The 26,447-nt window shown below is 54.7% G+C and carries 22 protein-coding genes; 10 read left to right on the top strand and 12 right to left on the bottom strand.

Translation table 11 applies throughout. The annotated features are described in order from the left end of the window. Window positions 1-241: 241 nt before the first annotated feature. Genes A6301_RS04940 through A6301_RS04925 form a run of 4 tightly spaced genes read right to left on the bottom strand, consistent with a single transcriptional unit; the run spans window position 242 to window position 4,857 of the window. Entirely contained in the window at window positions 242-2,065 is a 1,824-nt protein-coding gene (locus tag A6301_RS04940) for a metallophosphoesterase (protein ID WP_234257237.1), read from the bottom strand. A 25-nt stretch (window positions 2,066-2,090) separates the two neighbouring features. Further along, window positions 2,091-3,005, bottom strand: coding sequence for a BadF/BadG/BcrA/BcrD ATPase family protein (locus A6301_RS04935; RefSeq protein ID WP_107168056.1), 915 nt, complete (start codon window positions 3,003-3,005; stop codon window positions 2,091-2,093). Continuing rightward, the gene (locus tag A6301_RS04930) at window positions 3,002-3,553 is read right to left on the bottom strand and encodes a glucosamine kinase (protein WP_234257236.1); all 552 of its coding nucleotides are present in this window, start codon (window positions 3,551-3,553) and stop codon (window positions 3,002-3,004) included. Before A6301_RS04930 ends, A6301_RS04935 begins: the two co-directional genes overlap by 4 nt. After that, window positions 3,550-4,857 (bottom strand): ABC transporter substrate-binding protein, encoded by a 1,308-nt coding sequence (locus A6301_RS04925; protein ID WP_107168058.1) that lies wholly within the window; start codon window positions 4,855-4,857, stop codon window positions 3,550-3,552. The genes A6301_RS04930 and A6301_RS04925 overlap by 4 nt, the downstream gene beginning before the upstream one ends. Before the next feature lie 443 nt (window positions 4,858-5,300). Between A6301_RS04925 and A6301_RS04920 the strand changes: the two genes are divergently transcribed. The 6 genes from A6301_RS04920 to A6301_RS04895 are packed head-to-tail and all read left to right on the top strand — an operon-like array spanning window position 5,301 to window position 13,097. Further along, the gene (locus A6301_RS04920) at window positions 5,301-7,763 is read left to right on the top strand and encodes a hypothetical protein (RefSeq protein ID WP_234257235.1); all 2,463 of its coding nucleotides are present in this window, start codon (window positions 5,301-5,303) and stop codon (window positions 7,761-7,763) included. A 1-nt stretch (window position 7,764) separates the two neighbouring features. After that, complete coding sequence (locus A6301_RS04915) at window positions 7,765-8,871, top strand: glycoside hydrolase family 105 protein (protein WP_234257234.1); 1,107 nt, start codon at window positions 7,765-7,767, stop codon at window positions 8,869-8,871. Between the two features lie 2 nt (window positions 8,872-8,873). Beyond that, the gene (locus A6301_RS04910; protein ID WP_234257233.1) at window positions 8,874-9,965 is read left to right on the top strand and encodes an ABC transporter ATP-binding protein; all 1,092 of its coding nucleotides are present in this window, start codon (window positions 8,874-8,876) and stop codon (window positions 9,963-9,965) included. 23 nt (window positions 9,966-9,988) lie between these two features. Next, window positions 9,989-10,987: a carbohydrate ABC transporter permease gene (locus tag A6301_RS04905; protein ID WP_107168063.1), complete on the top strand. Its 999-nt coding sequence runs from the start codon at window positions 9,989-9,991 to the stop codon at window positions 10,985-10,987. 8 nt (window positions 10,988-10,995) lie between these two features. After that, complete coding sequence (locus A6301_RS04900; protein WP_014916590.1) at window positions 10,996-12,048, top strand: carbohydrate ABC transporter permease; 1,053 nt, start codon at window positions 10,996-10,998, stop codon at window positions 12,046-12,048. Further along, window positions 12,048-13,097, top strand: coding sequence for a LacI family DNA-binding transcriptional regulator (locus A6301_RS04895; RefSeq protein WP_205540229.1), 1,050 nt, complete (start codon window positions 12,048-12,050; stop codon window positions 13,095-13,097). Before A6301_RS04900 ends, A6301_RS04895 begins: the two co-directional genes overlap by 1 nt. A 42-nt stretch (window positions 13,098-13,139) precedes the next feature. Here the strand turns inward: A6301_RS04895 and A6301_RS04890 are convergent, their stop codons facing one another. After that, window positions 13,140-14,558, bottom strand: a complete 1,419-nt coding sequence (locus tag A6301_RS04890) for a PLP-dependent aminotransferase family protein (protein WP_234257239.1) — start codon at window positions 14,556-14,558, stop codon at window positions 13,140-13,142. 91 nt (window positions 14,559-14,649) lie between these two features. Between A6301_RS04890 and A6301_RS04885 the strand changes: the two genes are divergently transcribed. Together A6301_RS04885 and A6301_RS04880 are read left to right on the top strand one after the other, a co-directional pair. Continuing rightward, a complete protein-coding gene (locus tag A6301_RS04885; protein WP_103807971.1) occupies window positions 14,650-15,081 on the top strand; it encodes a GNAT family N-acetyltransferase in 432 nt (143 codons plus the stop codon). Window positions 15,082-15,220: 139 nt separating this feature from the next. Then, complete coding sequence (locus A6301_RS04880) at window positions 15,221-15,652, top strand: carboxymuconolactone decarboxylase family protein (protein WP_107168065.1); 432 nt, start codon at window positions 15,221-15,223, stop codon at window positions 15,650-15,652. Between the two features lie 111 nt (window positions 15,653-15,763). Here the strand turns inward: A6301_RS04880 and A6301_RS04875 are convergent, their stop codons facing one another. The 4 genes from A6301_RS04875 to ssb1 form a co-directional block, all read right to left on the bottom strand. Next, a complete protein-coding gene (locus A6301_RS04875; protein ID WP_234257232.1) occupies window positions 15,764-16,354 on the bottom strand; it encodes a hypothetical protein in 591 nt (196 codons plus the stop codon). A gap of 334 nt (window positions 16,355-16,688) precedes the next feature. Continuing rightward, the gene (locus A6301_RS04870) at window positions 16,689-17,147 is read right to left on the bottom strand and encodes a GNAT family N-acetyltransferase (RefSeq protein ID WP_234257231.1); all 459 of its coding nucleotides are present in this window, start codon (window positions 17,145-17,147) and stop codon (window positions 16,689-16,691) included. 212 nt (window positions 17,148-17,359) lie between these two features. Beyond that, entirely contained in the window at window positions 17,360-19,201 is a 1,842-nt protein-coding gene (locus A6301_RS04865) for an amidohydrolase (RefSeq protein WP_234257230.1), read from the bottom strand. Between the two features lie 232 nt (window positions 19,202-19,433). Beyond that, entirely contained in the window at window positions 19,434-19,976 is a 543-nt protein-coding gene (ssb1, locus tag A6301_RS04860) for a single-stranded DNA-binding protein SSB1 (protein ID WP_014701314.1), read from the bottom strand. 325 nt (window positions 19,977-20,301) lie between these two features. Between ssb1 and uvrA the strand changes: the two genes are divergently transcribed. After that, window positions 20,302-23,136: an excinuclease ABC subunit UvrA gene (uvrA, locus tag A6301_RS04855; protein ID WP_234257229.1), complete on the top strand. Its 2,835-nt coding sequence runs from the start codon at window positions 20,302-20,304 to the stop codon at window positions 23,134-23,136. Window positions 23,137-23,151: 15 nt separating this feature from the next. Then, the gene (locus A6301_RS04850; protein WP_234257228.1) at window positions 23,152-23,571 is read left to right on the top strand and encodes a secondary thiamine-phosphate synthase enzyme YjbQ; all 420 of its coding nucleotides are present in this window, start codon (window positions 23,152-23,154) and stop codon (window positions 23,569-23,571) included. 313 nt (window positions 23,572-23,884) lie between these two features. Here A6301_RS04850 and A6301_RS04845 read toward each other — a convergent pair whose 3' ends face one another. The 3 genes from A6301_RS04845 to A6301_RS04835 form a co-directional block, all read right to left on the bottom strand. Further along, on the bottom strand, window positions 23,885-24,388 hold the full coding sequence (locus tag A6301_RS04845; RefSeq protein WP_107168076.1) for a M48 family metallopeptidase: 504 nt from the start codon (window positions 24,386-24,388) through the stop codon (window positions 23,885-23,887). Between the two features lie 133 nt (window positions 24,389-24,521). Further along, complete coding sequence (locus A6301_RS04840; protein ID WP_107168077.1) at window positions 24,522-25,715, bottom strand: amino acid aminotransferase; 1,194 nt, start codon at window positions 25,713-25,715, stop codon at window positions 24,522-24,524. 59 nt (window positions 25,716-25,774) lie between these two features. Then, entirely contained in the window at window positions 25,775-26,389 is a 615-nt protein-coding gene (locus A6301_RS04835) for a YitT family protein (RefSeq protein WP_107168078.1), read from the bottom strand. Window positions 26,390-26,447: the final 58 nt, after the last annotated feature.

Here is a 26,447-nt window from a genome sequence, read left to right as displayed (position 1 = left end):
AGTGCCGCGTAGGGAACGCGTCACTGGCGGCTCGAAACGCGGGCATGGGCACCGAAGGCACCGCTTTAGCGGCATAATTTCCGCCAAAAGCCGGGGGTTCATAGGGGGGCTGGCGTAGCCCCCCTATGTCGGGCGCGTGCTACGACGTAGCATGAAAAGAACAATGTTCGAAGCGCACGAAACGCTCTCTGCATCTGCATAACCATAACCCATGTGACTAAAAGCCAATTCCATGAATACATCACACCGTGATGAAATTACCTTGCATATCAACCACAAAGCGAGTAGCTGGCTCATCGTTGATATATCCCGCGAGGATTTTCAGCATCAGGCCGAAGCGGTGTTGCAGGCTGTCCGGCGGCAGTGTGGTCGTCGGTGTGTAGGCTGCCAGCAGCGCGCGATACTGTTTCACCCGCGTTGCCGGAATATCCTGCCAGGCGAGATCGCTGCCGTTGCGCAGGCAGTACCAGTCCGTGACCAGCGTGAGCAGAGAAATATCCTGTAACCCTTCGGTGCCTGCTACCGCATTCGGTTTACGCTGGTCGGCATCAGGCAGTGTTTTGGCATTGATCGGTTCCTGCTGCTGCGCGATCCACAGCAGATCGGCGCAGTTCAGTGTGTTGATGAGAGGCGATAAATCTTCCGGCCAGTCTTTTACCAGAAAACGCTGGCGTACCAGCAGCGCCAGATGATGATGCAGGAAGTCGTAGTAATCGCGGCTTTTCAGAATATCGCCCAGCGGCTCACCGGTGCGATCCAACTCTTTCTGATAAAACGGGAATAGATGGTTGAACTGCGGCACGTTGCGTAGGACCAGCGTATCAATATCGACGCGGTCGCTATGCAGCGTCGCTAACTTCATCGCGGGCGGGTAAGCGGCCAGTGACGGCACCGCCACATTCACCAGCGTCCCTTGTGAACCGCGATACACGCCAGTGTCGTTGACGTGCAGGTGGCCGCTGAAGTGCAAACGGATGCCTGCCGCCAGCGCCTGTTCGGCAACCTCTGGCTTCGGCGTGCGTTTAATGAAGCTGTTACTGCCAAACAACTGCTTTTCGTCCTCCACCGTGCCGTCGAGGAAATCGACCAGCGGATAGTGCGAGAACACCAGCAGCTTCTTATTTTGTGCTTTCGCCCGCTGTACCACCGATTTCACCCACGTCAGCATGAACGGTTTCTCGGTCAGCAAGGCATTCCAGCCCGTGTTACTGCTGGTGGAGTAGCCTTCAATCCCTTCACGTTTCTCCGGGCCGTCTTTAACCTGATACACGTTGGCGTCGATGGAAAGTAGCCACAACCCCGCTTCCGGCTCTACCAGATAGGAGGCATCGACGATGTTCCACTGCTTGCTACCGTCCGGTGAGCGGGCGAGATACTGACGTTTACTGAGTTCATCACTGTCGCCAAACGGTGTTTCCCAGTGCAGAAAGTCGTCGCGCTTAAAGAAACCAAACGGCTTCATCAGCGGCAGGCCGCGTTCATAGCCGAGCGCCTGCATCTTGGCCGTGACAATCAACGACTGCGCGTCGCCCAATTTAACGCCGGGTTTACTGCTCAACAGCGTGCTGGTGCCGTCGGCGTTGAGCATTCTTTCCCACGAATCATCCCCCTGTGGACGATTGACATCATGGTTGCCCGGTGTGGCGAAAAAGCGCATGCCGTGGCGCTGTTCATACTGCGTCAGGATGGCGGCAATGCCTTCAACGGTAGGCTGTTGGCCGTCATCAGAATAATCGCCGGACAGCACTACGTATTTCACCTGCTGTTTTGCCAGTTCGTCTAGCGCAGCCAGCAGCGCAAAGTAGGGCTCGTTGAAGATGCGGGTCGAATTCACCGAATCTTTCAGGGTGCGAATGGTCAGCTTCTTTCCGGTCTGTGCATCGGGCAGGCCGTCAAAATCGTAGTTGCCATAGATATTGTGGACGTGAACATCCGAAATAATGGCAATGCGTAGCGGCCCAGCGGGTACCGCTGATTCACCGTTAGCGTGAAAAAAGCCGCCAGCTAGCGTAATAGCACTGCCTGCACCGAGCTTGACGAAGGTTCTGCGAGTGAGTGATGTCATTGATGTCTCCGGCATTATTTATTTTTTATAACGGATGGCTGTATAACGCATAATCATGACAGGCAATCAATCGTGCGCCGTCGAGCGCATCGCCCATCGGGGCGGCGAGCTGGGATTGCCACTCGTCCGGCAGCCAGGGACGAATATGCAGGCCGATGCTGCCCATGAGCGATAAGCGAGGCGTGGCATGGCGTGCCACGGCGGCCAACAGCAGGCTGATTTCGCTGGCCGTCTGCGCCAACAGCGCGTGAGAAACGGTATCGCCTTGCTGAGCACTGTCAAATACGTGGCGGGCGAACTGCGCATAGTCGCCCGGTTTTGCCTGCTGGCTAAATGTCTGTAGCGCGTCAAGCGTGTTGGCAGCCTGTATGTGCGTTGCGCTGGTGGAAAAGAAATCGTCGATGCTTTGGCTGAGTGCCGACGACGTGCACCAGCCTTGTAGTACATCGTAGGTGTGTTGTAACGCTGCTAGCCCAAGGCGTGCGCCGCTGCCCTGATCGGAGATCGGGAACTCATGGCCGCCGTAGGCAGTAATTGTCTGGTTCTGCCACGCTAGCCCGCAGGAGCCGGTTCCGGCAATGACTACGCCCGCGTCTTTTCCTTGATTGACGGCCAGACAGGCACCGAGCGCATCGGTATTAAGCACCTGAGTGGCATAAGGATGAGGTAATGCCAGAAACGCCTCGTAGGCGGTGCGATGTTCCGCGCTGGCGAGTGCCAGTCCGACTTTCAGCCGGGGTACGTCATCCGGTGACAGCCCGCTGTGTTTCAGCGCCTGTGCGATAGCATCGTCCACCGACTGGCGCACGTTCTCCACGCCGAGCAGCAGGTTGGCGCGACCGCCGTGCCCTTGCCCGAGTGGTGTGCCGTCGGCCTGATAAATACGCGCTCGACAGCCTGTGCCGCCGCCATCCACACCCGCATAGAGCCATGTCGTCATGATGTGCGCTCTCTTGAATCCAGATAAGGAAGACAGGCCACCGCCAGATCGCCGCTGAGGCTGACGGTTTCAGCCTGTGAGGCCGGTAGGCTGTTGAGCAGCAGGTTTAACTCGCTGGCGCAGTGTGTCAGCAACTGCACCGCCAGCGCATCCTGCGGGTGTGTGAGCACAGCATGCCCAAGCGTGGTGTAATCATTGGCCTGCGCCTGCTTTGACCAGTCGATCACCCGATCGACATGTTTATCGAAGTGTTGAAACAGCGCTTCACTGAGTGGCGTAAGCGGGGTTATGCCCTCAACGGCCTGAAGCATCTCCTGCACCGCCCACAGTCCCAGCCGCGAGAGACTGGCCGGATTCCCGATGGGAAAATTGTCGCCGCCGCGACAGGTCAAGAGTCCGTCATGCCAATGTAACAGCCGGGTAAAACCACCCGTCACCAGCAGATAGCGGTTTTGCCCCGGCCAGCGCTGCTCACACAGCGCGTGCTCCTGCGACCGATCAAAGGGGCGATCGCCATCGATGTCGATCTCCCTCAGTTGCCATTTCACGGTGCGTTTTTCCGCTGTTGTTGGTTGGTCGCGATCGTTTCGTTGAGGCGCTTCACATCGTTTGATGTCAGGCGCAGATACTCATCAAACGACACTTGATCGTTCAGATATTGCGTAAAACGCGTCAGGATGATGGGGTACAGCTCGTTCGCACCCAGACTTTCCATACGTTCCCAATCAAAGACATAAGACGGGATCTTTTTGATCTCTTCGCGTGCGGTATTCAGGCCGTCGATCACGTGTTTATCTTTGGTCTGGTAGTGCAGATCGGTAATATCCGCGCCGACGATGATATTGAAGCGCTCGGCGATCTCACGCTGCAACGGCTCGCTGCCCAGCCACTCCATGAACTCGGCCACTTCCTGCGGGTGTTTGGTGGTGGTGAACGGCATGATGAAAGTCGCACCGCCCATTGAAATACACTTCTCTTTGCAAGGCGCTGGCAGCACTTTCCAGTCAAAGCCGTCTCCAATCTGCTTACTGAACTGATTCAACAGCCAGTTGCCGGAGAAATAGGTCACGATGTTGCCGTTCACGAAATCGTCCGCCATGCTCTTATACTGACCGCCGCCTGCCGCGCCCCACATTTCACGCGGGAACACGCCTTCATCCGACCAGCGTTTCAGATCTTTAATCCACTGCTGCGCCGCGGCGTCTGGGAAATTGATCAACCCGTCTTTATCGTAACGTGCACCGTAAGAGTAGGCTGGGCCGGAGAAACGGAAGCCGCTACGGTCGATGGTGAAGGGGATATGCACGCCGGTTTTTTCCGCGACCAGTTTCGAGGCTTTCATCAAATCATCAATCGTGTAGCCCGGCTGCGGCAGAGGCACGCCCGCCTGTTCAAACAGCGTCACGTTAACGAACGGTAGATCGGCGGTCCAGGACGCGACAAAACCCGGCAGCGCATCGGCTTTATGCACGCCTTTCACGCGCATGATCTTTTCGATACCCGCGCTGTAGCGCTTCTCAAAAGCGGCGGGATCTTTCAGGTAGGGACGCAAATCCAGCGTATAGCCGAGCAGCCCCATTTGCGTGGTTTTGGCAATATCGGGGCCTAAACCTGCCGCCAGCTGCATCGGCAACTGTGTTTGCAGCGCGTTATAACCCGTGCTGACGAAATTCACATCAATGCGTTCATTACTTTGGGAGAAGGATTTAACTTTCTGCTCCATGAAATGCACTAATTCGGGATCGTCGTCACTATATAAAAATGTTATCTGCGTTTTGGCGGCTAACGCGCTGCTGCTGAATAATCCCAGCGTAAGGGCGGAAAAAAATAACGCGGTATTGGAACGCATCATAAACATCTCCACATCATAGGTTTGATTAATGGTTGAAATACCCTGGCGTTGGCTGCGGGGTTATTTTTATTCCTGTGATTTATTCTCTGTCCTAATTAATGCAAATTTGCATTCATCTGTCATTTTCATCATGCAATCATGGACAGAAGCACGACTGATTTATGTGAGGCAGATTAAAGATATTTTAAATGTTGGTTTAAATAAAGTATTTTTGTGATATTAATCACATATATAAATATGAGAATCTTATTTATTAATGCGAAATGTCAAAAAATGAATGCAAATAAAAATTTAATGCAAATTTGCATTATGATTGCCAGTTAATAGTGCAGGAAATGGCTCGTTGCCCTAAATGTTGGCGGCGTGTGCACAGTGAATGTGCAAATAAGTGTAGTCATACGTTTTCGTTATTTTATTTGTCAAAATCGTAAACAGGATTCCGTATGAATATCGGTTGGAAATTAAAGAAGAACGGCGTCATTAATCGGTTTCTGATTACCGAGCTGACGGAAAAACGTTATTTCGCCGAGCCGGATACGCTGGCGGATAAGGTGAATTACCGCTTTATCAACGGTTTTGTCGATGTCGGTGTTTTACCCTGCCGCGTGCGTTTTTTGCAGGAAGAAGCAAAGCGTGAGGTGACGTTACCCGAAGACCTTCATTTCCCGCTGATGTGGAGCGGAGGCGATGAAAGTCGCAGTGTGAATTTCAGTGATTTCTGGCCGTGTCCGGTTCACGTTCAGCGCTTTTCCCGCTGTGTTATCCACTGCGACAGCGCGCAGGCGGCACCGTTTACCCTCAGCACCTGCGGCGGTATTACGCTGTGGCTGAACGGCGAACAGGTCACCCGCTTTACGCCCTTTACCCGTAATACTGAACAAACCTGTGACATCACGCTGCCGCTGCAAGCGGGGGCGAACACGCTGGTAGTGCATAGCGAAGAACTGTGCGAACGTGATACCGATTATCTATTCAGCCTGTGCTATCAGGGGGAAGACACACTCTTCTGGCAGCTTGATGAGGATACGGCACTCAGCGTACAGCTGACCGCGCTGGATAGCTGGGTTAACGGACTGACGTTGGAAAATAACCTGATCCAGCCGCCCGTGCTGGTGCTGAATAGCACGCAGCCGCTGCCGGAATCTGTGACGATGGCGCACCGTCTGATTGGCAACGTCAACGAATCCGTCCCCGTATGGCAGCAGAAACAAACGCTGCCCGCTGGCAATCTGGGTTGGCAGGTGGATCTGCCTGATGTTTTAGTCGGCTACTACGATCTGGTCTGTGCCGCGACCTGTAACGGCATTACGCTGACGCGTACCCTGAGCTTTGGGCGCTTGCCATCGCAAACGATGCCTGCGTTACCGACGCTGGCCGCGCGGCGTGAAACGGTGTTGCGCCATACTGCGCTGCACGGTTTTGAGCGCCTCGGACGGCTGTTGGCGATTGTCGCGACGGGCGAGGGCAGCGATGCCGCTGAGCCGATTCTCAACAGCGCGCTGCAAAAAATCAGCCGCCGTGAAGACTGCGCGGATTTCCAACTGGTGCCGCTGATTTGGCTGTGGCAGCGCTATCAGGGGCAACAGTTACCGCCTCAGGACTGGCGGCGCGTGCGCAGCGCCATTCTCGGTTTCCGCTACTGGATTGATGAACCAGGCAACGACACCATGTGGTTCTGGAGTGAGAACCACTGCCTGTGTTTCCACGTCGCGCAATACCTTGCCGGACAAAACTTCCCTGATGACACCTTTCCGTGTAGCGGCCGTCGTGGTCTGGAGCAAAAGGCGATTGCCCACGAACGTTTGACGCGCTGGTTTGATTCCATTCTGGAACACGGGCTGGTGGAGTGGAACTCGGCGGCCTATTACCCCATCGATCTGATTGGGCTGGTGGCACTGTATGAACTGGCGCAGGATGCCGATCTGCGCGACAAATCTCGCGTGGTGATTGACCGCATCATGCTGATGACGGCGTGGGTGCATCAGAATGGCGTCGCGGTTGGCACCATGGGACGTGCCTACGATAAAGAGCTGCGTTCCGGTATGTTGACCGAGCTATCTGGCCTCTGTGCGCTGATGTGGGGCGAAGGCTGGCTGATACCTCATTGTGCTGCGCTGCCGCTGCTGTGTCTGAGCGACTATCAGCCGCCGGAAACGACGGATCGGATTGCACACTGGTCACTGTCACACGGTGCAGAAGCTCGCTGGGTACAAGGGCTGAACCGCAGCGCCCGCATCATCGCCTGGAAGCAGCACGACGTGGCGTTTTCTTCCGTCTTCGATCATCACCCCGGCCAGCCCGGACACCAGCAGCATCTGCTGGATGTGCGGCTGGGGACACACTATGCCGCCCGCCTGTGGGTGAACCACCCCGGCGAGGATCGTCCTGACGGCGTGCATCGACCTTCGTACTGGGCGGGGAACGGGCGTTTGCCACACCTGATGCAGCATCGTAATCGCGCGCTGATGGTGTTCGATCTGCAACAGGATATTCGCCCGTGGACGCACCTCTATTTGCCACAAACCGCGCTGGATGACGTCATCGTTGAAGATGTCTGGTGCTTCGTACGCGGTGGCAACGGCTATGCCGCCTTCCATAATCCTGCCGGGCTACAGCCGTTTGCGACCGCAGGCCAGCAGGCCGAAGGCGAATTGCGGGCGTATGGTGAACAGAACGTGTGGTTCGTTGCTGTGGACAGCGGTGACGGCGCGGAAGGATTTGCCGCGTTTGCAGCCCGCTTCCGAGGGCGTTCACTGGTTCAGAGTCGCGACGGCGTACGTATTGACGATCCCGATTACGGCGAACTGGCCTTTAGCCATGCGGCAGGATTCAGCGTGGCGCAGCAGCCTTTCATTTTTCCCGACGATGTCCCGGTCGTCCCGCAGTTCAACACAGGAAACCCATGACATGCAGACAGGTTCACTTAACCGACAACAAACCGAAGCGCTGTTAGCGCAGGTGGCGCGGGCGTTTTGCCGCCTGAAAGCGATTGACAGCGTCACGCAGGACGACGCACCGGACGCCGGGCTGACGATTCAATTTGAAGAGTGGGATTGGGAAGTTGGTGTCGGGCTGTACGGTTTCTGGAAGCTGGCACATCTGACGCAGGACGACACTATGCTGACGACGCTGGCGAACTGGTATCAGCAAAAGCTGGATGCCGGTCTGCCACCGCGCCAGATCAACTCGACGGCGCCGATGCTGGTGCTGGCGTTGCTGTGTCAGGACAAACCGGATGCGCCCGCGCAGTGGCGTGAAACCGTGAGCGACTGGGCGGACTGGCTGTTGCACTCGCTGCCGAAAACGGAGGATGGCGGTTTCCAGCACACGGTGAAAGAACGGCCAAACACCGGGCAACTGTGGGACGATACGCTGTTTATGGCCGGTCTGTTTCTGGTGGTCGCGGGGAAATTGCTTTCTCGCCGCGATCTGATTGAAGAGGCGGAATATCAGCTCGTCACGCACGCGCGCTATCTCGCCGACGTGCGCAGCGGGCTGTGGTATCACGGCTGGACGTTCGTCGGTCGCCATCACTATGCCAATGCATTCTGGGGACGTGGCAACGCCTGGATCACGCTGGTGCTGCCGGAAATGCGGGTATTGGCGGAGGATCAACTGTCCTCACCGGTGTTGCGCACGCTGGAAGCGATTCTGGAACAGCAAACGACAACGCTGTCTCGCGTCCAGCACGATTCCGGTCTGTGGCACACGCTGCTGGATGACCCGGACTCACCGCTGGAAACGTCCGCCAGCGCGGGGTTTATTGCCGGTATTCTGACGGCGCAGCGGCTGGGGATGCTACGCGATTTCCCGCAGGACGTACTGGAAAAAGGCTATGCCGCCGTGGTGGCGCAGATTGACGCACAGGGCGTGGTACAGGGTGTCTCTGATGGCACAGCGATGGGGCATGATTTGCAGTTCTATCGCGATATCCCCAATGTTGCCGTGCCTTACGGGCAGGCGCTGGTGATGCTGATGTTATTGGCACAGTTAGATTCTGTTTGCGAGGGCTGACAATGGCGAGTCTGGAACTAAAAAACGTCTACAAAAATTATGGTGCGGTGAACATCATCAAAGGCGTGGACTTAACGATTCATGACGGCGAGTTCATGGTCTTTGTTGGTCCGTCGGGCTGTGGAAAATCTACGCTGCTGCGCATGATTGCCGGGCTGGAAGAGATCAGCAGCGGCGAGCTGTTGATCGACAACCGCAAAGTGAACGATCTCACGCCAGCAGAGCGCAAGATTGCGATGGTGTTCCAGTCGTACGCGCTCTATCCGCACCTCTCGGTGCGCAAGAACCTCGCGTTCGGGCTGGAAAATTTGCACTTTCCCAAAGACGAAATCGCCCGCCGTATTGATGAAGCCGCCCGCATGCTGGGGCTGGAACCCTATCTGGATCGCCGACCGCGCGCGCTGTCGGGCGGACAGCAGCAGCGCGTCGCCATTGGCCGCGCTATCGTGCGTGAACCTGACCTGTTCCTGTTTGACGAACCGCTCTCGAATCTGGATGCCAAGCTGCGCGTGCAGACGCGCGGCGAGCTGTCTCGTCTGCATCAGAAGCTGCGTACCACCATGATCTACGTCACTCACGATCAGGTGGAGGCGATGACGATGGCGCAGCGCATTGTGGTGCTGAATGCGGGTCGGATCGAGCAGGTTGGCACGCCGCTGGAGCTGTTCAATCGGCCGAAAAATAAGTTTGTTGCGGGCTTCATCGGCTCACCGCGTATGAACATGTTCCCGGCGCAGATCGTCGCCACCTGCGCGGATGGCGTCGAGGTGCAGTGTCCGTCGGGCAATCGTCTGGTGCTGCCGTTTATTGGCACCGTTGGACAAAACGTCACGCTCGGCATTCGTCCTTCACACTGTGAGCTGGTGGAGGACGGTGAGGGTATGGCGCTGTGCGTCGATCGCTGCGAGATGATGGGGCATGAAACCTTTATCTACGGGCGAATGGGCGGCATTGACGATGAGATGATCGTCCATCTGGCACAGCACCGCGAGTTCGCTGCGGGTGAGTCGGTGTTCGTGCGCTTCCCGCCGACGTATTGCCATCTGTTCGATGGCGAAACGGATGACACATTGCCGCGCGGTAGCGAGCATTAATTATCGCGACGGGAGAGGACGACATGAAAAAGATTGCCTTACTGCCCGCAGGATCGCTGATCGATAAGCTGGTGACGCCAGTAGAGAAAGCGGTGAATCTGCTACAAAAACTCGGTGGCCGCAAAGTGATGCCGTGGTTTTTTATCGCGCCCAACATGCTGCTGTTCGCCGTTTTTGTCTTTATTCCGATTCTACTGGCGGTGTGCTACGCCTTTACCGGTGGCACCAATATTCTGCTGTGGGAACGTCCTTACGTCGGCGTGGATAATTTCTCCACGCTGCTGAGCTGCGGCAACTACGCCGAGCCATCGAGCTGTGAACAGGATCTGTTCTGGACTGGCGTCTACAACACGGTGTCGTTCACCTTTTTCAACGTGCTCTGCACGCTGCTGGTAGCGCTGGTGACGGCGCTGATCCTCAACCGCAAGATTATCGCCCGGGGCTTTTTCCGCGCGATGTTCTTCTATCCGGTGCTGCTGTCGCCGGTGGTGGTGGGCCTGATCTGGCAGTGGTTCCTTAACCGTAACGGCCTGCTGAATCTGGTGCTGTCATCGCTCGGCGGGCAGCCGATTACCTTCCTGCTGGATCCGACGCTGTCACGCTTCTGGGTGGTGTTTGTCTCCGTCTGGTTTCACGTCGGGTTTTATACCCTGATCCTGCTGGCCGGATTGCAGGCGATCCCGCGTGATATTTATGAGGCGGCGGCGGTGGACGGCACCTCGCGCTGGCGCGGTTTTTATCGCCTGACGCTACCGCTGCTGGCACCGAATATTCTGGTGGTGGTGATTCTGCTGACCATCAACAGCGTGCAGATCTTCGATGAAGCCTGGGTGTTAACCAACGGCGGCGGCCCCGGTACGGCCAACAGCTTTATCGTACAGTACATCTACCAGACCGCCTTCTCGTCGAATGCATCGCTCTATGGGCTGGCCTCGGCGGCCTCGGTACTGATGGGCGTGGTGCTGATGATCCTGACAGCGTTACAGTTCCTGCTGACGCGTCGGCTGGAAGGGAAAAAATAACGGGAGCCATGATGAAGATAATCGCATTTCTCACCCGCACCCGTCATCCGGGGCGCATTCATATTACGGATATCATGAGCTGGGTCTGGCTGGTGGTCGGCACGCTGCTGGTGATGATTCCGGTCATGTGGGCGGCGATGTCGTCGTTCAAAACGCCCGCAGAGATTAACCGCTTTCCGCCCAGCTTTCTGCCGCAGGCGGCAGATACCATCACGCTGCCGGAGTACCCGAAGCCGCTGGAACTGTGGCAGGTTAAGCAGGAAGACGGCGAAGCGAAAACCATGGCGCTGGTCAGGCGTATCGGCCTGATTGCACAGTTGGTGAACCCGGATGCGCCGAGTGAGGTCGTACGTGTGTCGACGAAAGATCTGGTGCCAATGAAGGCGCTGCATTTGGAAACGGAGAACTACACGACGCCGATAACGAAGTTCCACTTTGCCACTTACCTGAAAAACACCGTATTCGTAACGGTGATGGCGACGCTGCTGACCTTGTTGCTCAGTTCGATGGCGGCGTTCGCGTTGTCAAAATACGAGTTTCGCGGGCGTGGCACGGTGTTGACGCTGTTTCTCTCCACCATGATGATCCCGCTGTCGGTGGTGATGGTGCCAACGTTTCTGGTGGTGATTGGCCTGAATATGGGCGATAACCTATGGGGGGTGATTATCCCCACGGTGGCGACGCCAACCGGCGTATTCCTGCTGCGCCAATACATGCTGACGATCCCCGATGAGCTGATCGAGGCGGCGCGGATCGATGCGGCCAGCGAATTCCGTATTTACTGGAAGATCATCCTGCCACTCACTGCACCCGCACTGGCGGTGCTGGCGATCTTCTCGGTAATCTGGCGTTGGAACGACTTCCTCTGGCCGCTGATCGTCCTCTCCAGCCAGGACAATTTTACGCTGCAAATCGGTCTGAATGCGTTTCAGGGGCAGTTCTCGGTGCAGTGGCACTATATACTGGCGATGACGATGCTCTCGCTTCTGCCGGTGACGGCAGTGTTCGTCTTCCTGCAAAAATACATCACGACGGGGATTGCCAACACGGGGATGAAATAATGGCGACACTCAAGGATATTGCCGACCGCGCGGGGGTTTCTATCAGCACGGTTTCCCGCGCGCTGAACGGTACGGCACCGATCAGCGCCAAAGTCAGGCAGCACATCATGGCGATTGCAACCGAGCAGGGCTATCCGCTGCATAAAGTGGGCAAAGCGACCACCGCACCGACGGAACCGCTGCGTCATATTCTGCTGGCGACGCCGCGCAATCTGATGCTGGAAAGTGAGTACAATCTGGTGTCGCTGACGCTGATTAACGCCCTGAAAACGCTCTGTCTGCAACGCAATATCCAACTGCGTCCATTTCTGGGGGAACACGACACCATTAACGAACAGCAGCTGTTGCGTGAGCTTCAGGGCGGAAAGGAGAGCGGTATTCTGATTGTGAATGACGATCACCCAACGCTACTGAACGCCGTGGCGGAAAGCGGGATTCCGGCCGTGTTGATTAACGGTGAAGATCCCTCCATGCGCTTGAGCAGCGTCACGCCTGCCAACCATTATGCAGCGGCAGCCGCGGTGCGTTATCTGATCGATCAAGGGCACTCGCGCATTTTGCACCTAACCTGGACGTCGCGTATGACGATCAAACAGCGTGAACGCGGCTACCGTGATGCGCTTGCACAGGCAGGCATAGCGGTGGATGAGGATCTGATTCTGTCGTTGCCGGATTTCCACCCGCGCACTGCGCGTGACGCACTGCTGCGCTGGCTGACGGCGAACCCCGACCGGCTAGGTGCGACCGCGATTTTCTGTGCGGCGGATAATCAGGCTATCGGCGTGATCGACGCGCTGTATCAGCACGGGCTACGGGTGCCGGAAGACATGTCGGTGATGGGAATGGATGACATTCTGCCGTTCGATATGCTGCCGGTTTCGCTCACCACGGTACATCTGCCGTTTGAAACTATCGCTCGTGCCGCATTACAACTGCTGGCGCAGCAAATGACTCCCTCACAGGCGCTCGGTATTGCCCAACGCACCGAACTGGCGGGGCAGGTGGTCGTCAGAGAATCAGTGCGGCGAGTGGGGACGAATACCGGTTGAGCTCACGGGCAGCAGCGCGGTTCGGCTGGTGGGAAAACCCTTTCACGATAATCCGATGGCTGCTGCCAGTCGATGCACCAATGCCTCTGCCATCGCAGGTTCGGTCACATTCGTGAAGCCCATAAGGAGTCCGCCGTGTGATGCCCTGCTTGTTCGCCAGCTATTCAGCGCCTGAATGGCAAGACCATGAGATTGGGCGGCGGCTGCCAGAGACTGGTCATTGCCACGGGTGCTCAGCGTAGCTAACACATGAATGCCGCCTGCCTGTGGCTGGACGGTCAAGTGTGAACCTAATGTTTGTAAAAGCGCATCAACGAGATAGCCGCGACGAATGGCATACAGTGAACGCATCTTGCGCAAATGGCGAGCAAAGTGACCTTGCTCCATGAAATCCGCCACCGTGGCTTGGGGTAGGATCGATCCCGCGCAGCAAAAATGATCTGCCGTATTCCTGAAGCGCTCGATCTGCGGTTCAGGGACAACCAGATAAGCTAAACGCAGGCCGGGAAACAGTACCTTGCTGAAGGTGCCGGTGTAAAGCACGCGCCCGTCGCGATCCAGACTTTTCAGCGCCGGCAATGGCCGGCCGTGGTAACGGAACTCGCTGTCGTAGTCGTCCTCAATGATCCACGATTGGCGATAGCTGGCCCATTCCAGCAGTTGCAGTCTTCGGGGCAATGACAACGCCATCCCCATGGGGCTTTGGTGCGTGGGCGTTACCACGGCAAAACGAGCCTCTTCGGCTCGCTGTTGACCGATGTCCACGTTCAGCCCCTCCTCATCCACCGGAACGGGTTCCAGACGCATACCTGCTCGCGCCAAAAACTGGCGAGCGAAGATATAGCCGGGATCTTCGAACCATCCAATGTCGCCGGGGTGTAACAACGTGCGGCACACCAGTTCCAGCGCTCCCCGGTAGCCAGCGGTGATGAACACCTGCTCGTGTGTGCAAGCGATGCCGCGTGAGATCCCCAGATAGGTCGCGATGGCGCGACGCAGTGGTTCGTAGCCTACTGGATCGGGAGAGATCATGGCTGCCGTATCCAGAGTGCGTAAATTGTGCCCGGCTAGGCGTGCCCAGGTCTTGCGAGGAAAGGCATCCAGTGCAGGCAAGCCGAGCTGGAAAGGTTGTACTTGAGCGGTATCGATTTGCGGGCGCGAGGGTATTTGAGAAAGGGATGCGGCGCTGTATCCCGACTCGCTCAGGTTTTCCAGCCGAGGTGAGACGATAGTACCCGCTGGACCGCGGGTCAGGAAATAGCCTTCGCTGGCCAGCATCTGATAAGCCATTTCGACCGTGCCGCGTGCCAGATTCAGCTCACTGGCAAGGCTGCGCACGGACGGTACGCGATCGCCTGGGTGAAGTTTTCCGGCGGCAATGGCGTCCCGGTAGCGTCGATACAACTGTAAATAGAGCGGGGCATCGTGTTCTCTGCTTGGTTTCAGTTGCTGCATATCCATACGTAATGTCCCATTCATTTACTCAATTCTTGCACCTTTTTTATGGGGCATGATTTTCCTAACATGCTGGCTTCATTACAAGGAGATTGATATGAGCACCTTTCGATTGAGCCTCATTGACAGCGATCGGGACTACCTGGCTTGTTTCGATGTTATGCGGGAACTACGGCCTCATCTTCCTGATGCGGCCGCATTCACTGCGCAGGCTCGTCGTCAGGCTGGGCAAGGTTATCGTCTGCTGGCGGCATGGCAGGGCGATCTCGTCATGGGATTGGCGGGCTACCGCATTCAGGAAAACCTGTTGTATGGCCGATTCCTCTATGTCGATGACCTTGTCGCCACTGCGGATGCCCGCCATCAGGGGCTCGGCGGCCTGCTGATCGAGGCAATGCGCGAGGAAGCGCAGCGGCAAAACTGCGCTCATCTGGTGCTCGATACGGCCTTAGGCAATGCGCTGGCGCAACGCTTCTATTTTCGTCAGGGCTTGCTTTCCAGGGGGCTGCATTTCAGCCAGGCGCTGTAGGCGTGAAGCGTCATGAAAAACGACGTTACGTTCACCTCTAATGGCAAGGTTGTAACCCCCCAACGGTTGAAACATGGGCTTAGACGCTTTATGCGTTCGCTTCTTTTCTCGTTCTTTCATTTCTTATTGGAGATCTTCTATGAGTACGCTTCGCTTGCCCTACCAAACCCTCTCGCCAGAAGCCTATCAAGGGTTGGGCATGACCAAGAAAGCCCTGAACAAGAGCAGCCTTGGAAAACAGTTGATCGAATTGGTCTATTTGCGTGTTTCGCAAATTAATGGCTGTGCTTTCTGCCTGGAGATGCATGCGTCGGCTCTGCGTGCTGGCGGCGTGCCGGATGCCAAGCTAGACAGCCTGGCTGGCTGGCGTGTGAGCACGCAGTTCAATGAACGCGAGCGTGCGGCGCTGGCCTGGACTGAATCACTTGTGGATGTGGCTCGCAGCCACGCGCCTGATGAAGATTTCGAACCGCTGAAAGCGCATTTTAGCGATGCAGAGATCGCCGATCTGAGTTTTGCCGTTGCGCTGATGAGCGCCTTTAATCGCTTGGCGATCGGCATGCGTCAATAAGGTATGGCGCCTGCTTTGCAGGCGCAGCAAATGACGTCATCACTGTATTGCCCAACGCTCCGAACTGGTGGTGGTCAGAGAATCAGTACAGAGACTGAAATAGACGGGATGCTATTTCAGTGACAGCAGCCGTTCAAGAACCGTGACACGATAGTCGCGGAAATCGATATATCCACCGTACCATTCGCTTTGACTGGGAGAGACGAGTTTCTCGATAAACCAGCGTCCTCTCATAATTGAAACAAGTTCAATAATGGTCATAGCAATGGCATAAGCAAACCAGAGCGCGGCGACAACCACGCCAAGATAAAGCCACGGCCAGTTGACCGTCATGGTCTGCTGCACCAATAAAATGACGGCGCAGATCTGAACCAGCAGCTTTCCTATGTAGGCACGTAGGGAAAACGTCCGTATGCTTTCGGCGCTAAAGAAATACGGATTGGTTAATGACGTTCTGGTTTCACGCACCGGGATGCCATGAACATAGACCATCCATTCACTCTTTTCCTTTGGCAAAAAGACGATGCCTTTTTCACTCAGGCTGTGTAATCGCAGAGAGAGGATGACGGGATAAACCAGCCCCATCGCCAGCAGGTAGAAGATTGGTGAACTGATGCCGACAAGCGCCAGCGCGCCACAGAGGCAAACCGCAAAAAAGATCCTGACGGTGTAGATAAAAAGAGATGTTGATTGGTAGTTCATTTTATAAATCCATTTATACCCGTCATACTTCAAGTTGCATGTGCGTTGGCTGCGATACTCGGCACACTGGCGTGAGCCTCGCCCCGTAGGGGCCGCTGCAAGCAGCGTTCAAATCTGCTTTTAGCAGATTTGTCAGTCACCCGAATCACTTACCTGAGTAAGCTCATCGGGATTCCTTCTCTTGCCGCGTTATTCGGCCTTATGGCCTCACCCCTTCGGGGTCAGCGCAAGCGCTGTTCAAAAACGCCTTGCCGTTTTTGTCCTGAAACTCGAATTATTTAGGTTATATATACGGTGTTTTCGACGCGTCACTTTACTGCCGAATGTTTGATAATTAAAGCGGCATTCTATATTCGATAACGCCCGGTTTTTCTGCCACCCAATCATAAAGACGCTGCGCTGTTTTATTGGTTTCCTGAGTATGCCAATACAGACGATCGCAGTGCTTTTCCTGCGCCTTTTCTCTCACGTACTCAATGAGTTTTTTGCCAACGTTTTTACCGCGAGCGGTCGGAGCAACAAACAGATCCTCTAAGTAACAATAAGAGTTTACTCCCCATGTGGAATCGTGAAAAACAAAGTGTACGAAGCCGATAATGCGTAAGCCTTCTCTCGCTACGGCGCAGTGCACGGGAATCTCCGCTTTAAAAAAACGATCCCAGGTTGTTTCCGTCACTTCATCGTGAAGCTGGACGTTATAGAACGTTTGATAACTTTCCCAATAGGGCAGCCATTGATCGTAATCATCTGGCTCGACTGAATTAATTATAATTTCCCGATCTGAATTCATCATTTTTACTCTCATGTTGTCGCGAATATTTTGTGGTTACGAATTGGTGCTGAAAATCAGGCTGCTTTTCATAGCAATAAGATAGCAACGGAATAGCCGGATATTCCCCGCCATTTATTGAGAGATAGGCAGACCAATGCGGAGAAGGGAGGGCGGTGTTTGCAGAGGCGCCGCATCGACGCCCCTGATATTTATGCGGTGCAATAGACTGGACGTCAGGATTTCTCTGGCGCTGAATGGACGAGCTGGCCTTTGAAATACGTTTTGACCACGTTGGCGCGATGAACCTGTTTGATCGGTACGTTGAACAAGTGGCGATCCAATACGATCAGATCGGCAGATTTACCCAGCTCGACCGATCCCGTCTCTTTCTCTATGCCCATCGCTTTCGCGCTGTTGATGGTATAGATACGAATCGCTTCAGACAGATCGACAGCCTCTTCAGGAGCCAGTGTACCGGGTGCATCACCGAGTGGATTCTGGCGTGTTACCAGCCCTTCAATGCCGATCCAGGGAGATGGCGTTGGGCCACCGGCTGGCCAGTCAGAGCCGCCAGCGACCACTGCGCCAGAACGCAACAATTTAACCGTTGGGACAAAATCCTTCATTCGCTCTTCGCCAATGGTCACGACGCTGGCGTTAGTCATATCGGACGGGAACCACAGCATCGGCGAGAGGTCGGCGGCAACCCGCAACTGCGCAAAACGTGGCATATCTTGCGGGGAGATCAAATGCGTATGCGCGATTTGGTGCATCGGACCATTTGGTCCATTAATTTTACGCACTTGCTCAACGGCATCCAGCGCCAGACGGAGTGAACCATCTCCCGCAGCATGAAGTTTGGTTGATATCCCTTGCTTATCCAGCTTGGAGAGAATTTCTACGACTTGCTCGGTGGTGTAGTGGGTATCGCCGTGATAGTGATCGCCATGGGCTTTGGTTGGCAGATAGGGCTCAATCAACTTCGCAGTGTGGGCTGGGGGGACGCCATCCAACACAAATTTAAAACGATCGGGAAGGAAGTTCGTGGTGCGGTAGACATCGCGTCGGGCAACCAGCTCCATACCCGCAGCGCCTTCATCCAACAGCGGGGTGGAGACGATAGAACCGATAATACGCAGAGGCAGGCCTTCTGCCCGGTCAATCTTGCTCCAGATGCGCAGATTGACTTCTGAACTGACCGCCTCCTGCACGCCCGTAATACCTAACGACACCATCGTTTTTGCAGCCCCACGTCCTGAAGTCAGACGTTGTTCTTCTGTGCGTACAGGGACCAGGCTTTGTACATGCTGGAACGCGGGGAATTCTTGTAACAGGCCAGTGGGTTCGCCTGTTTTTGCATCTTTAACAATGACGCCACCGGCTGGGCTAACGGACTGGGCAGTGATATTGGCCAGACGCATCGCTTCGCTGTTAATCCAGCGGTTATGGTAAGAATCATCACGTAGAATCACCGGTCGCCCGTTACTGACTTTATCCAATTTTGCCAGCGCTTCAGCGGTAGAAAGCTCCGCCATACGTGGGCTGCCCCAGGCAGAACCGATCACCCATTCTCCGGGACCTGCTTTTTTCGCACATTCACTGACCTGACTCAGAATGTCATCCAGTGAACTTGTTTGTGCGAAGTTACAGGAATAAATATCTTCATAGCCTCCGTCTAACGGATGAGCATGGACATCATTAATCCCCGGCATTGCCATGCTGCCGTTGAGGTCAACCACCTGTGTTTTCGGGCCGATAAACTCTGCTGCCTGCGCATTTGAACCGATGAAAACATAGCGGCCATCACGTACCGCGACGGCTTCTGCCCACGGCTGACCTTGATTAACGGTATAAATATTGCCATTGCGTAACACTAAATCGGCAGTCGCTGCCGTTTCTGCCGCCATGAGCGTGGGTGAGGAAAAAAGCAAACCTGAGACGGTGACAGCCAGTGCCGCGAGCCTAAAAGAATCGCGTCCTGTTGCCGTGTAGTTAGCCAGTATCGAGGATGTGTTTTTGACAGTGTTTTGGGATTGACTCGTGTTAGCGGTGCGACGTGCACTATTTTTTTCCATACGTATATCTCCATATATAACGTTTATACCTTATTGATAAGGCTTTGCTATTTTTCAGTAGCGATGGAGAAATAACTGTACCGATTGTGCTCTGATTATCCGCTGAGCACGAAACGCACATGACGTGATGATTTCTTTGGTTGATTGTTTATTTTCGGTTTTTTCATTCATCACAAAATGAAAAACCCCGATAAATCGGGGTTTCAATAGGATGTTTTGATAAACGGCGCGCTTAGAACGGAATGTCGTCGTCGAAATCCATTGGTGGTTCGTTGCTTTGTGCGGGCGCGCTATTCTGTGCTGGGCGCTGCTGAGCTTGTGCGCCGCCGCTGAATTGGTTGCCGCCCTGCGGCTGCTGAGGTTGACCCCAACCGCCTTGCTGCTGGCCGCCACCGGCGTTACCACCTGCTGGTGCGCCGCCACCTTGGCGTCCACCTAGCATCTGCATGGTGCCGCCGACATTGACGACCACCTCGGTGGTGTAACGCTCTACGCCAGCCTGATCCGCCCATTTACGGGTTTGCAGTGCGCCTTCGATGTAAACCTGAGAGCCTTTGCGCAGGTATTCGCCCGCCACTTCCGCCAGTTTGCCGAACAGCACCACACGGTGCCATTCGGTCTTCTCTTTCTGCTCACCGGTTTGCTTGTCACGCCAGCTTTCCGACGTAGCCAGCGTGATGTTGGCAACTGCACCACCATTCGGCATATAGCGGACTTCCGGGTCTTGACCCAGATTCCCGACAAGAATCACTTTATTAACGCCTCTGCTGGCCATGCTCGTCTCCTGATGAATCGGTAGATTTATTTTCTAAGTCTAAACGATCAATCTTACCATGGGAAAACTCTCTGTCATACCTGCGAAATGGCTTCAGAAATGAAAGTAAGATTTGCAGCGTTTGCAAAGTAAACAGGTTTAATACTGGATATCCATTCAGTTTTTTTTATGGCAAGCTATCCCTGCTTGCCACCCTATCGGGCCGTCGCAGGCGACGTTAAAAAACGCGTCCGGCGTTTTTTTTATGCCATAATTGCTGGTTTCGTACCGGTTCTCTCCGTTCGAGAGGCGATGACAAACCGTTTTTATTCCGGGAAGTGTGTGAATGGATAAGATCGAAGTTCGTGGTGCTCGTACCCATAATCTAAAGAATATCAATCTGATAATCCCTCGTGACAAGCTGATCGTGATCACCGGTTTGTCGGGTTCGGGTAAGTCATCGCTGGCGTTTGACACGCTGTATGCCGAAGGGCAACGGCGCTATGTGGAATCCCTCTCCGCCTACGCCCGTCAGTTTTTGTCGCTGATGGAAAAACCGGATGTCGATCATATCGAAGGGTTGTCGCCCGCCATCTCTATCGAACAGAAATCCACCTCTCACAACCCGCGTTCTACGGTCGGGACGATTACCGAAATTCATGATTACCTGCGCCTGCTGTTTGCTCGCGTAGGTGAGCCGCGCTGCCCAGAGCATGATGTACCGCTGGATGCGCAGGCGGTCAGCCAGATGGTCGACAACGTGCTGGCACAGCCGGAAGGCAAGCGCCTGATGCTGCTGGCACCAATAGTGAAAGATCGTAAAGGCGAGCACAGCAAAACGCTGGAAAACCTGGCGTCACAGGGCTATATCCGCGCCCGCATCGACGGCGAGGTATGCGATCTATCCGATCCGCCGAAGCTGGAACTACAGAAAAAACACACCATCGAAGTTGTCGTCGATCGCTTTAAAGTGCGAGAAGACCTGGCGCAGCGGTTGGCAGAGTCGTTTGAAACCGCGCTGGATCTGTCCGGGGGAAGCGTAGTCGTGGCCGATATGGACGATCCAACGCAGCCTGAACTGCTGTTTTCGGCGAACTTTGCCTGCCCAGTATGTGGCTACAGTATGCACGAGCTGGAACCGCGTATGTTCTCGTTCAACAACCCGGCGGGCGCGTGCCCAAGCTGCGATGGTTTGGGCGTGCAGCAGTTCTTTGATCCGGCTCGCGTGGTGCAAAACGCGGAGCTGTCGCTGGCGGGTGGCGCGATTCGCGGCTGGGATCGCCGTAACTTCTACTATTTCCAGATGCTGCGTTCTCTGGCGGAGCACTATAAATTTGACGTCGATGCCCCGTTTGAAAGCCTGAGCGCCGCGGTGCAGAAAGTGATTCTGTACGGCTCCGGTAAAGAGAACGTCGAGTTCAAATATATCAACGATCGCGGCGATACGTCGGTACGTCGTCATCCGTTCGAGGGCGTGCTGCACAACATGGAACGCCGCTATAAAGAGACGGAATCCACGGCAGTACGCGAAGAGTTAGCGAAATTCATCAGCAATCGTTCCTGCGCCAGCTGCGGCGGGACGCGTCTGCGTGAAGAAGCGCGTAACGTGTTTGTCGAACAGACGACGCTGCCGCAGATTTCCGATATGAGCATCGGCCATGCGATGACGTTTTTCCAGAATATGAAGCTTAGCGGGCAACGTGCTCAAATCGCCGAGAAAGTGCTGAAAGAAATTGGCGATCGGCTGAAGTTTCTGGTGAATGTTGGGCTGAACTACCTGTCGCTCTCCCGCTCGGCGGAAACGCTGTCCGGCGGCGAGGCACAGCGTATTCGTCTGGCAAGCCAGATCGGTGCCGGACTGGTTGGCGTAATGTATGTGCTGGATGAACCGTCCATTGGTCTGCACCAGCGCGATAACGAGCGCCTGCTGGAAACGCTGATTCACCTGCGCAATCTGGGTAATACCGTCATTGTGGTGGAACACGATGAAGACGCGATTCGCGCTGCTGACCATGTGATTGATATCGGCCCCGGCGCGGGCGTGCACGGTGGGCAGATTGTCGCCGAAGGCACAATGGAAGAGATTATGGCGGTGCCGGGTTCGCTGACGGGGCAATTCCTTAGTGGTAAGCGCAAGATCGAAGTTCCGAAACAGCGCGTACCTGCGGACCCGACCAAAGTGCTGAAACTGATTGGCGCGAAAGGCAACAACCTGAAAGACGTCACGCTGACGCTGCCGGTTGGCCTTTTTACCTGTATTACTGGCGTGTCAGGGTCGGGTAAATCTACGCTTATCAACGATACTTTGTTTCCACTGGCACAGCGCCAGTTGAATGGTGCGACGTTGGCAGAACCTGCCGCTCACCGTGAGATTCAGGGGCTGGAGCATTTCGATAAGGTGATCGATATCGATCAAAGCCCGATCGGTCGAACACCACGTTCCAATCCGGCAACCTACACCGGCATTTTCACGCCGATTCGCGAGCTGTTTGCTGGCGTGCCGGAAGCGCGTACCCGTGGCTATAATCCAGGTCGTTTCAGCTTTAACGTGCGCGGCGGACGCTGCGAAGCCTGTCAGGGCGACGGCGTGATTAAGGTCGAAATGCACTTTCTGCCGGATGTTTACGTGCCGTGTGACCAGTGCAAAGGCAAGCGCTATAACCGTGAAACGCTGGAAATTCAATACAAAGGCAAAGGCATTCATGAAGTGCTGGATATGACTATCGAAGAAGCGCGAGGGTTCTTTGATGCCATTCCGGCGCTGGCGCGGAAGCTGCAAACGCTGATCGACGTCGGCCTGTCGTACATTCGCCTTGGGCAGTCGGCCACCACGCTGTCCGGCGGGGAAGCGCAGCGTGTAAAACTGTCTCGCGAGTTGTCAAAACGCGGAACCGGGCAGACGCTGTATATTCTCGACGAACCCACAACTGGCCTGCACTTTGCCGATATTCAGCAGCTTCTTACCGTTCTGCATCAGCTGCGCGATCAGGGCAATACCATCGTGGTGATTGAGCACAATCTGGATGTAATTAAAACGGCAGACTGGATTGTCGATTTAGGGCCGGAAGGCGGCAGCGGCGGCGGAGAAATTCTGGTCTCCGGCACGCCGGAAACGGTGGCAGAATGCGAACAGTCCCACACTGCACGCTTCCTGCGGCCGATTCTGGCACGTGAAGCCTGATAGCAGGGGGCAGCGATGTGGATGCAATATGAAATCCGCCTGAAGCCGAAAGCCAGAGGCTTCCATCTAGTGACGGACGAAATACTGGCGCAGGTTGTTGCGCTGCGCCAGATAAACGTTGGACTGATGCATGTGTTCATCAAACATACCTCGGCGGCACTAACGATGAATGAAAATGCCGACCCCACGGTGCAGCAGGATTTCGAGAGCTTCTTTAATCGGTTAGTGCCTGAGGATGAGCCGTACTACCGCCATGTTTACGAAGGCAGTGACGACATGCCCGCGCACCTGAAAGGTAGCCTGTTGGGTAACAGTCTGACGATCCCCATTACCAATGGACGCCTAAATATCGGCACCTGGCAGGGCGTTTACCTGTGCGAACACCGCAACCACGGCGGGAGCCGCTCGCTGGTCGTCACGCTTAATGGGGAATAGCGCCCAATAAGTGACGCCAGCGATTTATCCCGAGAATACCTGCCTGCACGGTAGTGAACCTTTTCACGGCCCCAGTCCTGCCTGTCGTGCCTTTCTAAGCTGCCTGTGCGGCAGTGAATAAGATGATAGTTGGTGCAATTAAACAGATGATTTTCTAAGCTGCCTATACGGCAGCTTAGAAAAGAGCAATAAAGCGTTAATGCCGTTGAACCGTGTTCACTGCCGTACAGGTAGTATAGAAATGGAAGAACGTAACTGTGCTGGGGTGATCTGCTTGCCCTGAAACTCGAGTTATGTAGAGTAAAAGAGTCTTTTAGACCGAAGTGGTATCCATTTCTCGCCAGTTGAGCCAGATTCGCATATCAAATTCCAACTGATGGTAGTCTGGGTCCATATGGCAACAGAGCTGGTAAAACGCTTTGTTATGGTCTTTTTCTTTGAGGTGAGCGAGTTCGTGTATCACGATCATGCGTAGAAAATCTTCCGGGCCATCACGAAATAACGTCGCTATTCTAATTTCGTTGTTGGACTTTAATTTCCCGCCCTGCACGCGTGCCACAAACGTATTGGTCCCGAGCGTCCCTTTTATTGGATTCTGTTTATTGTCGTAAAGCACCTTGGATATTGCCGGAGCATTCTTCAAATATCGCTGCTTCAATTCTGCGACAAATTGATAGAGCGATTTATCACTCTGGATGTGATGGCGGTCAGGGTATCTTTTTTCCAGCCACAGGCCGAGCTTGCCTTGATCAACGAGGGTTTGCGCTTGCGCGACAATCGCAGGGGGATAACCATTTAAGTAGCGTAACGTAGTCATGAACGTTCTGATTAACACAATACAAAGAAACGAGTTCCTAACCGTAACAGCGGCTAAGCAAAAACAAAAGCCACACGTTAAGCGAGTTCACAAAGGTGAGCCGATTAAACCTGTGGCGTTGTTATTGTAAGGCTTACTGAATGGCGGCGAAAGCCGCAGCGACGCGCTGGACGTTGCTGTGGTTCAGTCCCGCCATGCACATACGGCCGCTGGCGATAAGATAGACGCCGAATTCTTCACGCAGGCGATCAACCTGTTCCGGGCTGAAGCCCGTGTAGCTGAACATGCCGCGCTGGGTGAGCAGATAGTCGAAGTTGCGGTTTGGCAGCGCGTTTTTCAAGGCAGAAACCAACTCCTGACGCATGCTCAGAATGCGAGTGCGCATCTCTTCGACTTCCGCTTTCCAGTCTGCGTTCAACTGAATGTCGTTCAGGACTTTAGAAACCACCTGAGCGCCGAAATTTGGTGGAGAAGAGTAGTTGCGGCGGACGGTTGCTTTTAGCTGACCTAGCACGCGCTGTGCGCTGTCGGCATCGTCACACACCACGGAAAGGCCACCGACGCGTTCGCTATACAGTGAGAAAATCTTGGAGAACGAATTGGCGATGAGTGCCGGTACGCCTGTGCTGGCAATGGCGCGAATCGCATAGGCATCCTGCTCGATCCCGAGGCCAAAGCCCTGATAGGCGATGTCCATAAATGGAATTAATTCACGCGCGATGATGACTTCAATAACGCGATCCCACTGTTCGGTGGTGAGGTCAGAGCCGGTTGGGTTGTGGCAGCATGGATGCAGCAGCACAATGCTGCGTGCCGGCAACGCTTGTAAGGTAGCAAGCATGGCATCAAATTTCACACCCAGATTTTCACCATCGAAATACGGGTAGGTGTGAACGTTAAAGCCCGCGCCCTCAAAGATCGCAATATGGTTTTCCCATGTAGGGTCACTGACCCACACTTCTGAATCTGGAAAGTAGCGTTTCAGGAAGTCAGCGCCGACTTTCAGCGCGCCGGAACCGCCCAGCGTCTGGATGGTAGCGATGCGGTTCGCTGCCAGCGCGGCGTGGTTTTCACCAAACAGCAGATGCTGGATTGCGGTACGGTAAGGCTGTAACCCTTCCATTGGCAGGTAGGAGCTCGCACTTTGAGCCGGCTGGCGCAGGGCGCTTTCCGCCGCGCTGACGGCGCGCAGTTGCGGGATAATATTCTGCTCGTTGTAGTAGAGCCCGATACTCAAATTGATCTTATCCGCTCTTGGGTCCTGTTTGAATTTTTCCATCAGAGACAGGATAGGATCTCCGGCATAGGTATCAACGTTTTGAAACACAGTATAGCTCTCCTAAGAGTGTCATTTTATAGGTGCCGTAACCCCGACGAAGGGGATAATCAGGCCGCGTAACGGCCGGGGCGATGGTTCATCGCAATAATCAGATTCAAAATAGTTGCCCCCAGAATCGACGCAATCAACATCGGTATGCTTACCACGAACAGGGAAGTCAGCACAATCACAACGTCAACGCCCATCTGGAGTTTTCCCGCCCGCAAGCCATATTTGTCCTGAAGGTACAGCGCCAGAATGTTAACGCCGCCGAGGCTGGCCTTATGGCGGAACAGGACAACGAAGCCTATTCCGGTGATGATATTGCCGAACAGCGTGGCGTAGAACGGGTTGAGCTGATCAAAATGAACGAACAGTGGATGCAGATCGGAAAATAAGGAAACCAGACCAACAGCGCTGAATGTTTTTATCGTGAATTCCCACCCCATGCGGCGCACGGCCAGATAATAGAAAGGTAAATTCAGCAGGAAAAATGCGACGCCAAAGGAAATATTGGTCAGATAATGCACAAGAAAAGCGATGCCAGCAGTGCCACCGGTGAGGGCTCCAGCCTGACGTAGCAGAATGACGCCAAATGACACCATCAGCGTGCCGATCAGTATTGCCAGAACATCTTCCAGCCGCGTGTGTGATATTTTTTGTGTGGGAATAACGTTATCCATGGTGAGCACTCAATAGACTGTCGTAAAAACATGTGCTTACCAAAGCAATAATCACGCC

The sequence above is a fragment of the Pectobacterium sp. IFB5596 genome (genome assembly GCF_021432585.1).
GTDB classification, from domain to species: domain Bacteria; phylum Pseudomonadota; class Gammaproteobacteria; order Enterobacterales; family Enterobacteriaceae; genus Pectobacterium; species Pectobacterium punjabense.
This window is presented reverse-complemented; position numbering and strand designations above follow the sequence as displayed.

Bases quoted from the DNA above. Each gene is read 5' to 3' on its own strand.
- A6301_RS04940 (WP_234257237.1), bottom strand. From the start codon at position 2,065: ATGACATCACTCACTCGCAGAACCTTCGTCAAGCTCGGTGCAGGCAGT.
- A6301_RS04935 (WP_107168056.1), bottom strand. From the start codon at position 3,005: ATGACGACATGGCTCTATGCGGGTGTGGATGGCGGCGGCACAGGCTGT.
- A6301_RS04925 (WP_107168058.1), bottom strand. From the start codon at position 4,857: ATGATGCGTTCCAATACCGCGTTATTTTTTTCCGCCCTTACGCTGGGA.
- A6301_RS04920 (WP_234257235.1), top strand. From the start codon at position 5,301: ATGAATATCGGTTGGAAATTAAAGAAGAACGGCGTCATTAATCGGTTT.
- A6301_RS04915 (WP_234257234.1), top strand. From the start codon at position 7,765: ATGCAGACAGGTTCACTTAACCGACAACAAACCGAAGCGCTGTTAGCG.
- A6301_RS04910 (WP_234257233.1), top strand. From the start codon at position 8,874: ATGGCGAGTCTGGAACTAAAAAACGTCTACAAAAATTATGGTGCGGTG.
- A6301_RS04905 (WP_107168063.1), top strand. From the start codon at position 9,989: ATGAAAAAGATTGCCTTACTGCCCGCAGGATCGCTGATCGATAAGCTG.
- A6301_RS04900 (WP_014916590.1), top strand. From the start codon at position 10,996: ATGATGAAGATAATCGCATTTCTCACCCGCACCCGTCATCCGGGGCGC.
- A6301_RS04895 (WP_205540229.1), top strand. From the start codon at position 12,048: ATGGCGACACTCAAGGATATTGCCGACCGCGCGGGGGTTTCTATCAGC.
- A6301_RS04890 (WP_234257239.1), bottom strand. From the start codon at position 14,558: ATGGATATGCAGCAACTGAAACCAAGCAGAGAACACGATGCCCCGCTC.
- A6301_RS04885 (WP_103807971.1), top strand. From the start codon at position 14,650: ATGAGCACCTTTCGATTGAGCCTCATTGACAGCGATCGGGACTACCTG.
- A6301_RS04880 (WP_107168065.1), top strand. From the start codon at position 15,221: ATGAGTACGCTTCGCTTGCCCTACCAAACCCTCTCGCCAGAAGCCTAT.
- A6301_RS04875 (WP_234257232.1), bottom strand. From the start codon at position 16,354: ATGAACTACCAATCAACATCTCTTTTTATCTACACCGTCAGGATCTTT.
- A6301_RS04870 (WP_234257231.1), bottom strand. From the start codon at position 17,147: ATGATGAATTCAGATCGGGAAATTATAATTAATTCAGTCGAGCCAGAT.
- A6301_RS04865 (WP_234257230.1), bottom strand. From the start codon at position 19,201: ATGGAAAAAAATAGTGCACGTCGCACCGCTAACACGAGTCAATCCCAA.
- ssb1 (WP_014701314.1), bottom strand. From the start codon at position 19,976: ATGGCCAGCAGAGGCGTTAATAAAGTGATTCTTGTCGGGAATCTGGGT.
- uvrA (WP_234257229.1), top strand. From the start codon at position 20,302: ATGGATAAGATCGAAGTTCGTGGTGCTCGTACCCATAATCTAAAGAAT.
- A6301_RS04850 (WP_234257228.1), top strand. From the start codon at position 23,152: ATGTGGATGCAATATGAAATCCGCCTGAAGCCGAAAGCCAGAGGCTTC.
- A6301_RS04845 (WP_107168076.1), bottom strand. From the start codon at position 24,388: ATGACTACGTTACGCTACTTAAATGGTTATCCCCCTGCGATTGTCGCG.
- A6301_RS04835 (WP_107168078.1), bottom strand. From the start codon at position 26,389: ATGGATAACGTTATTCCCACACAAAAAATATCACACACGCGGCTGGAA.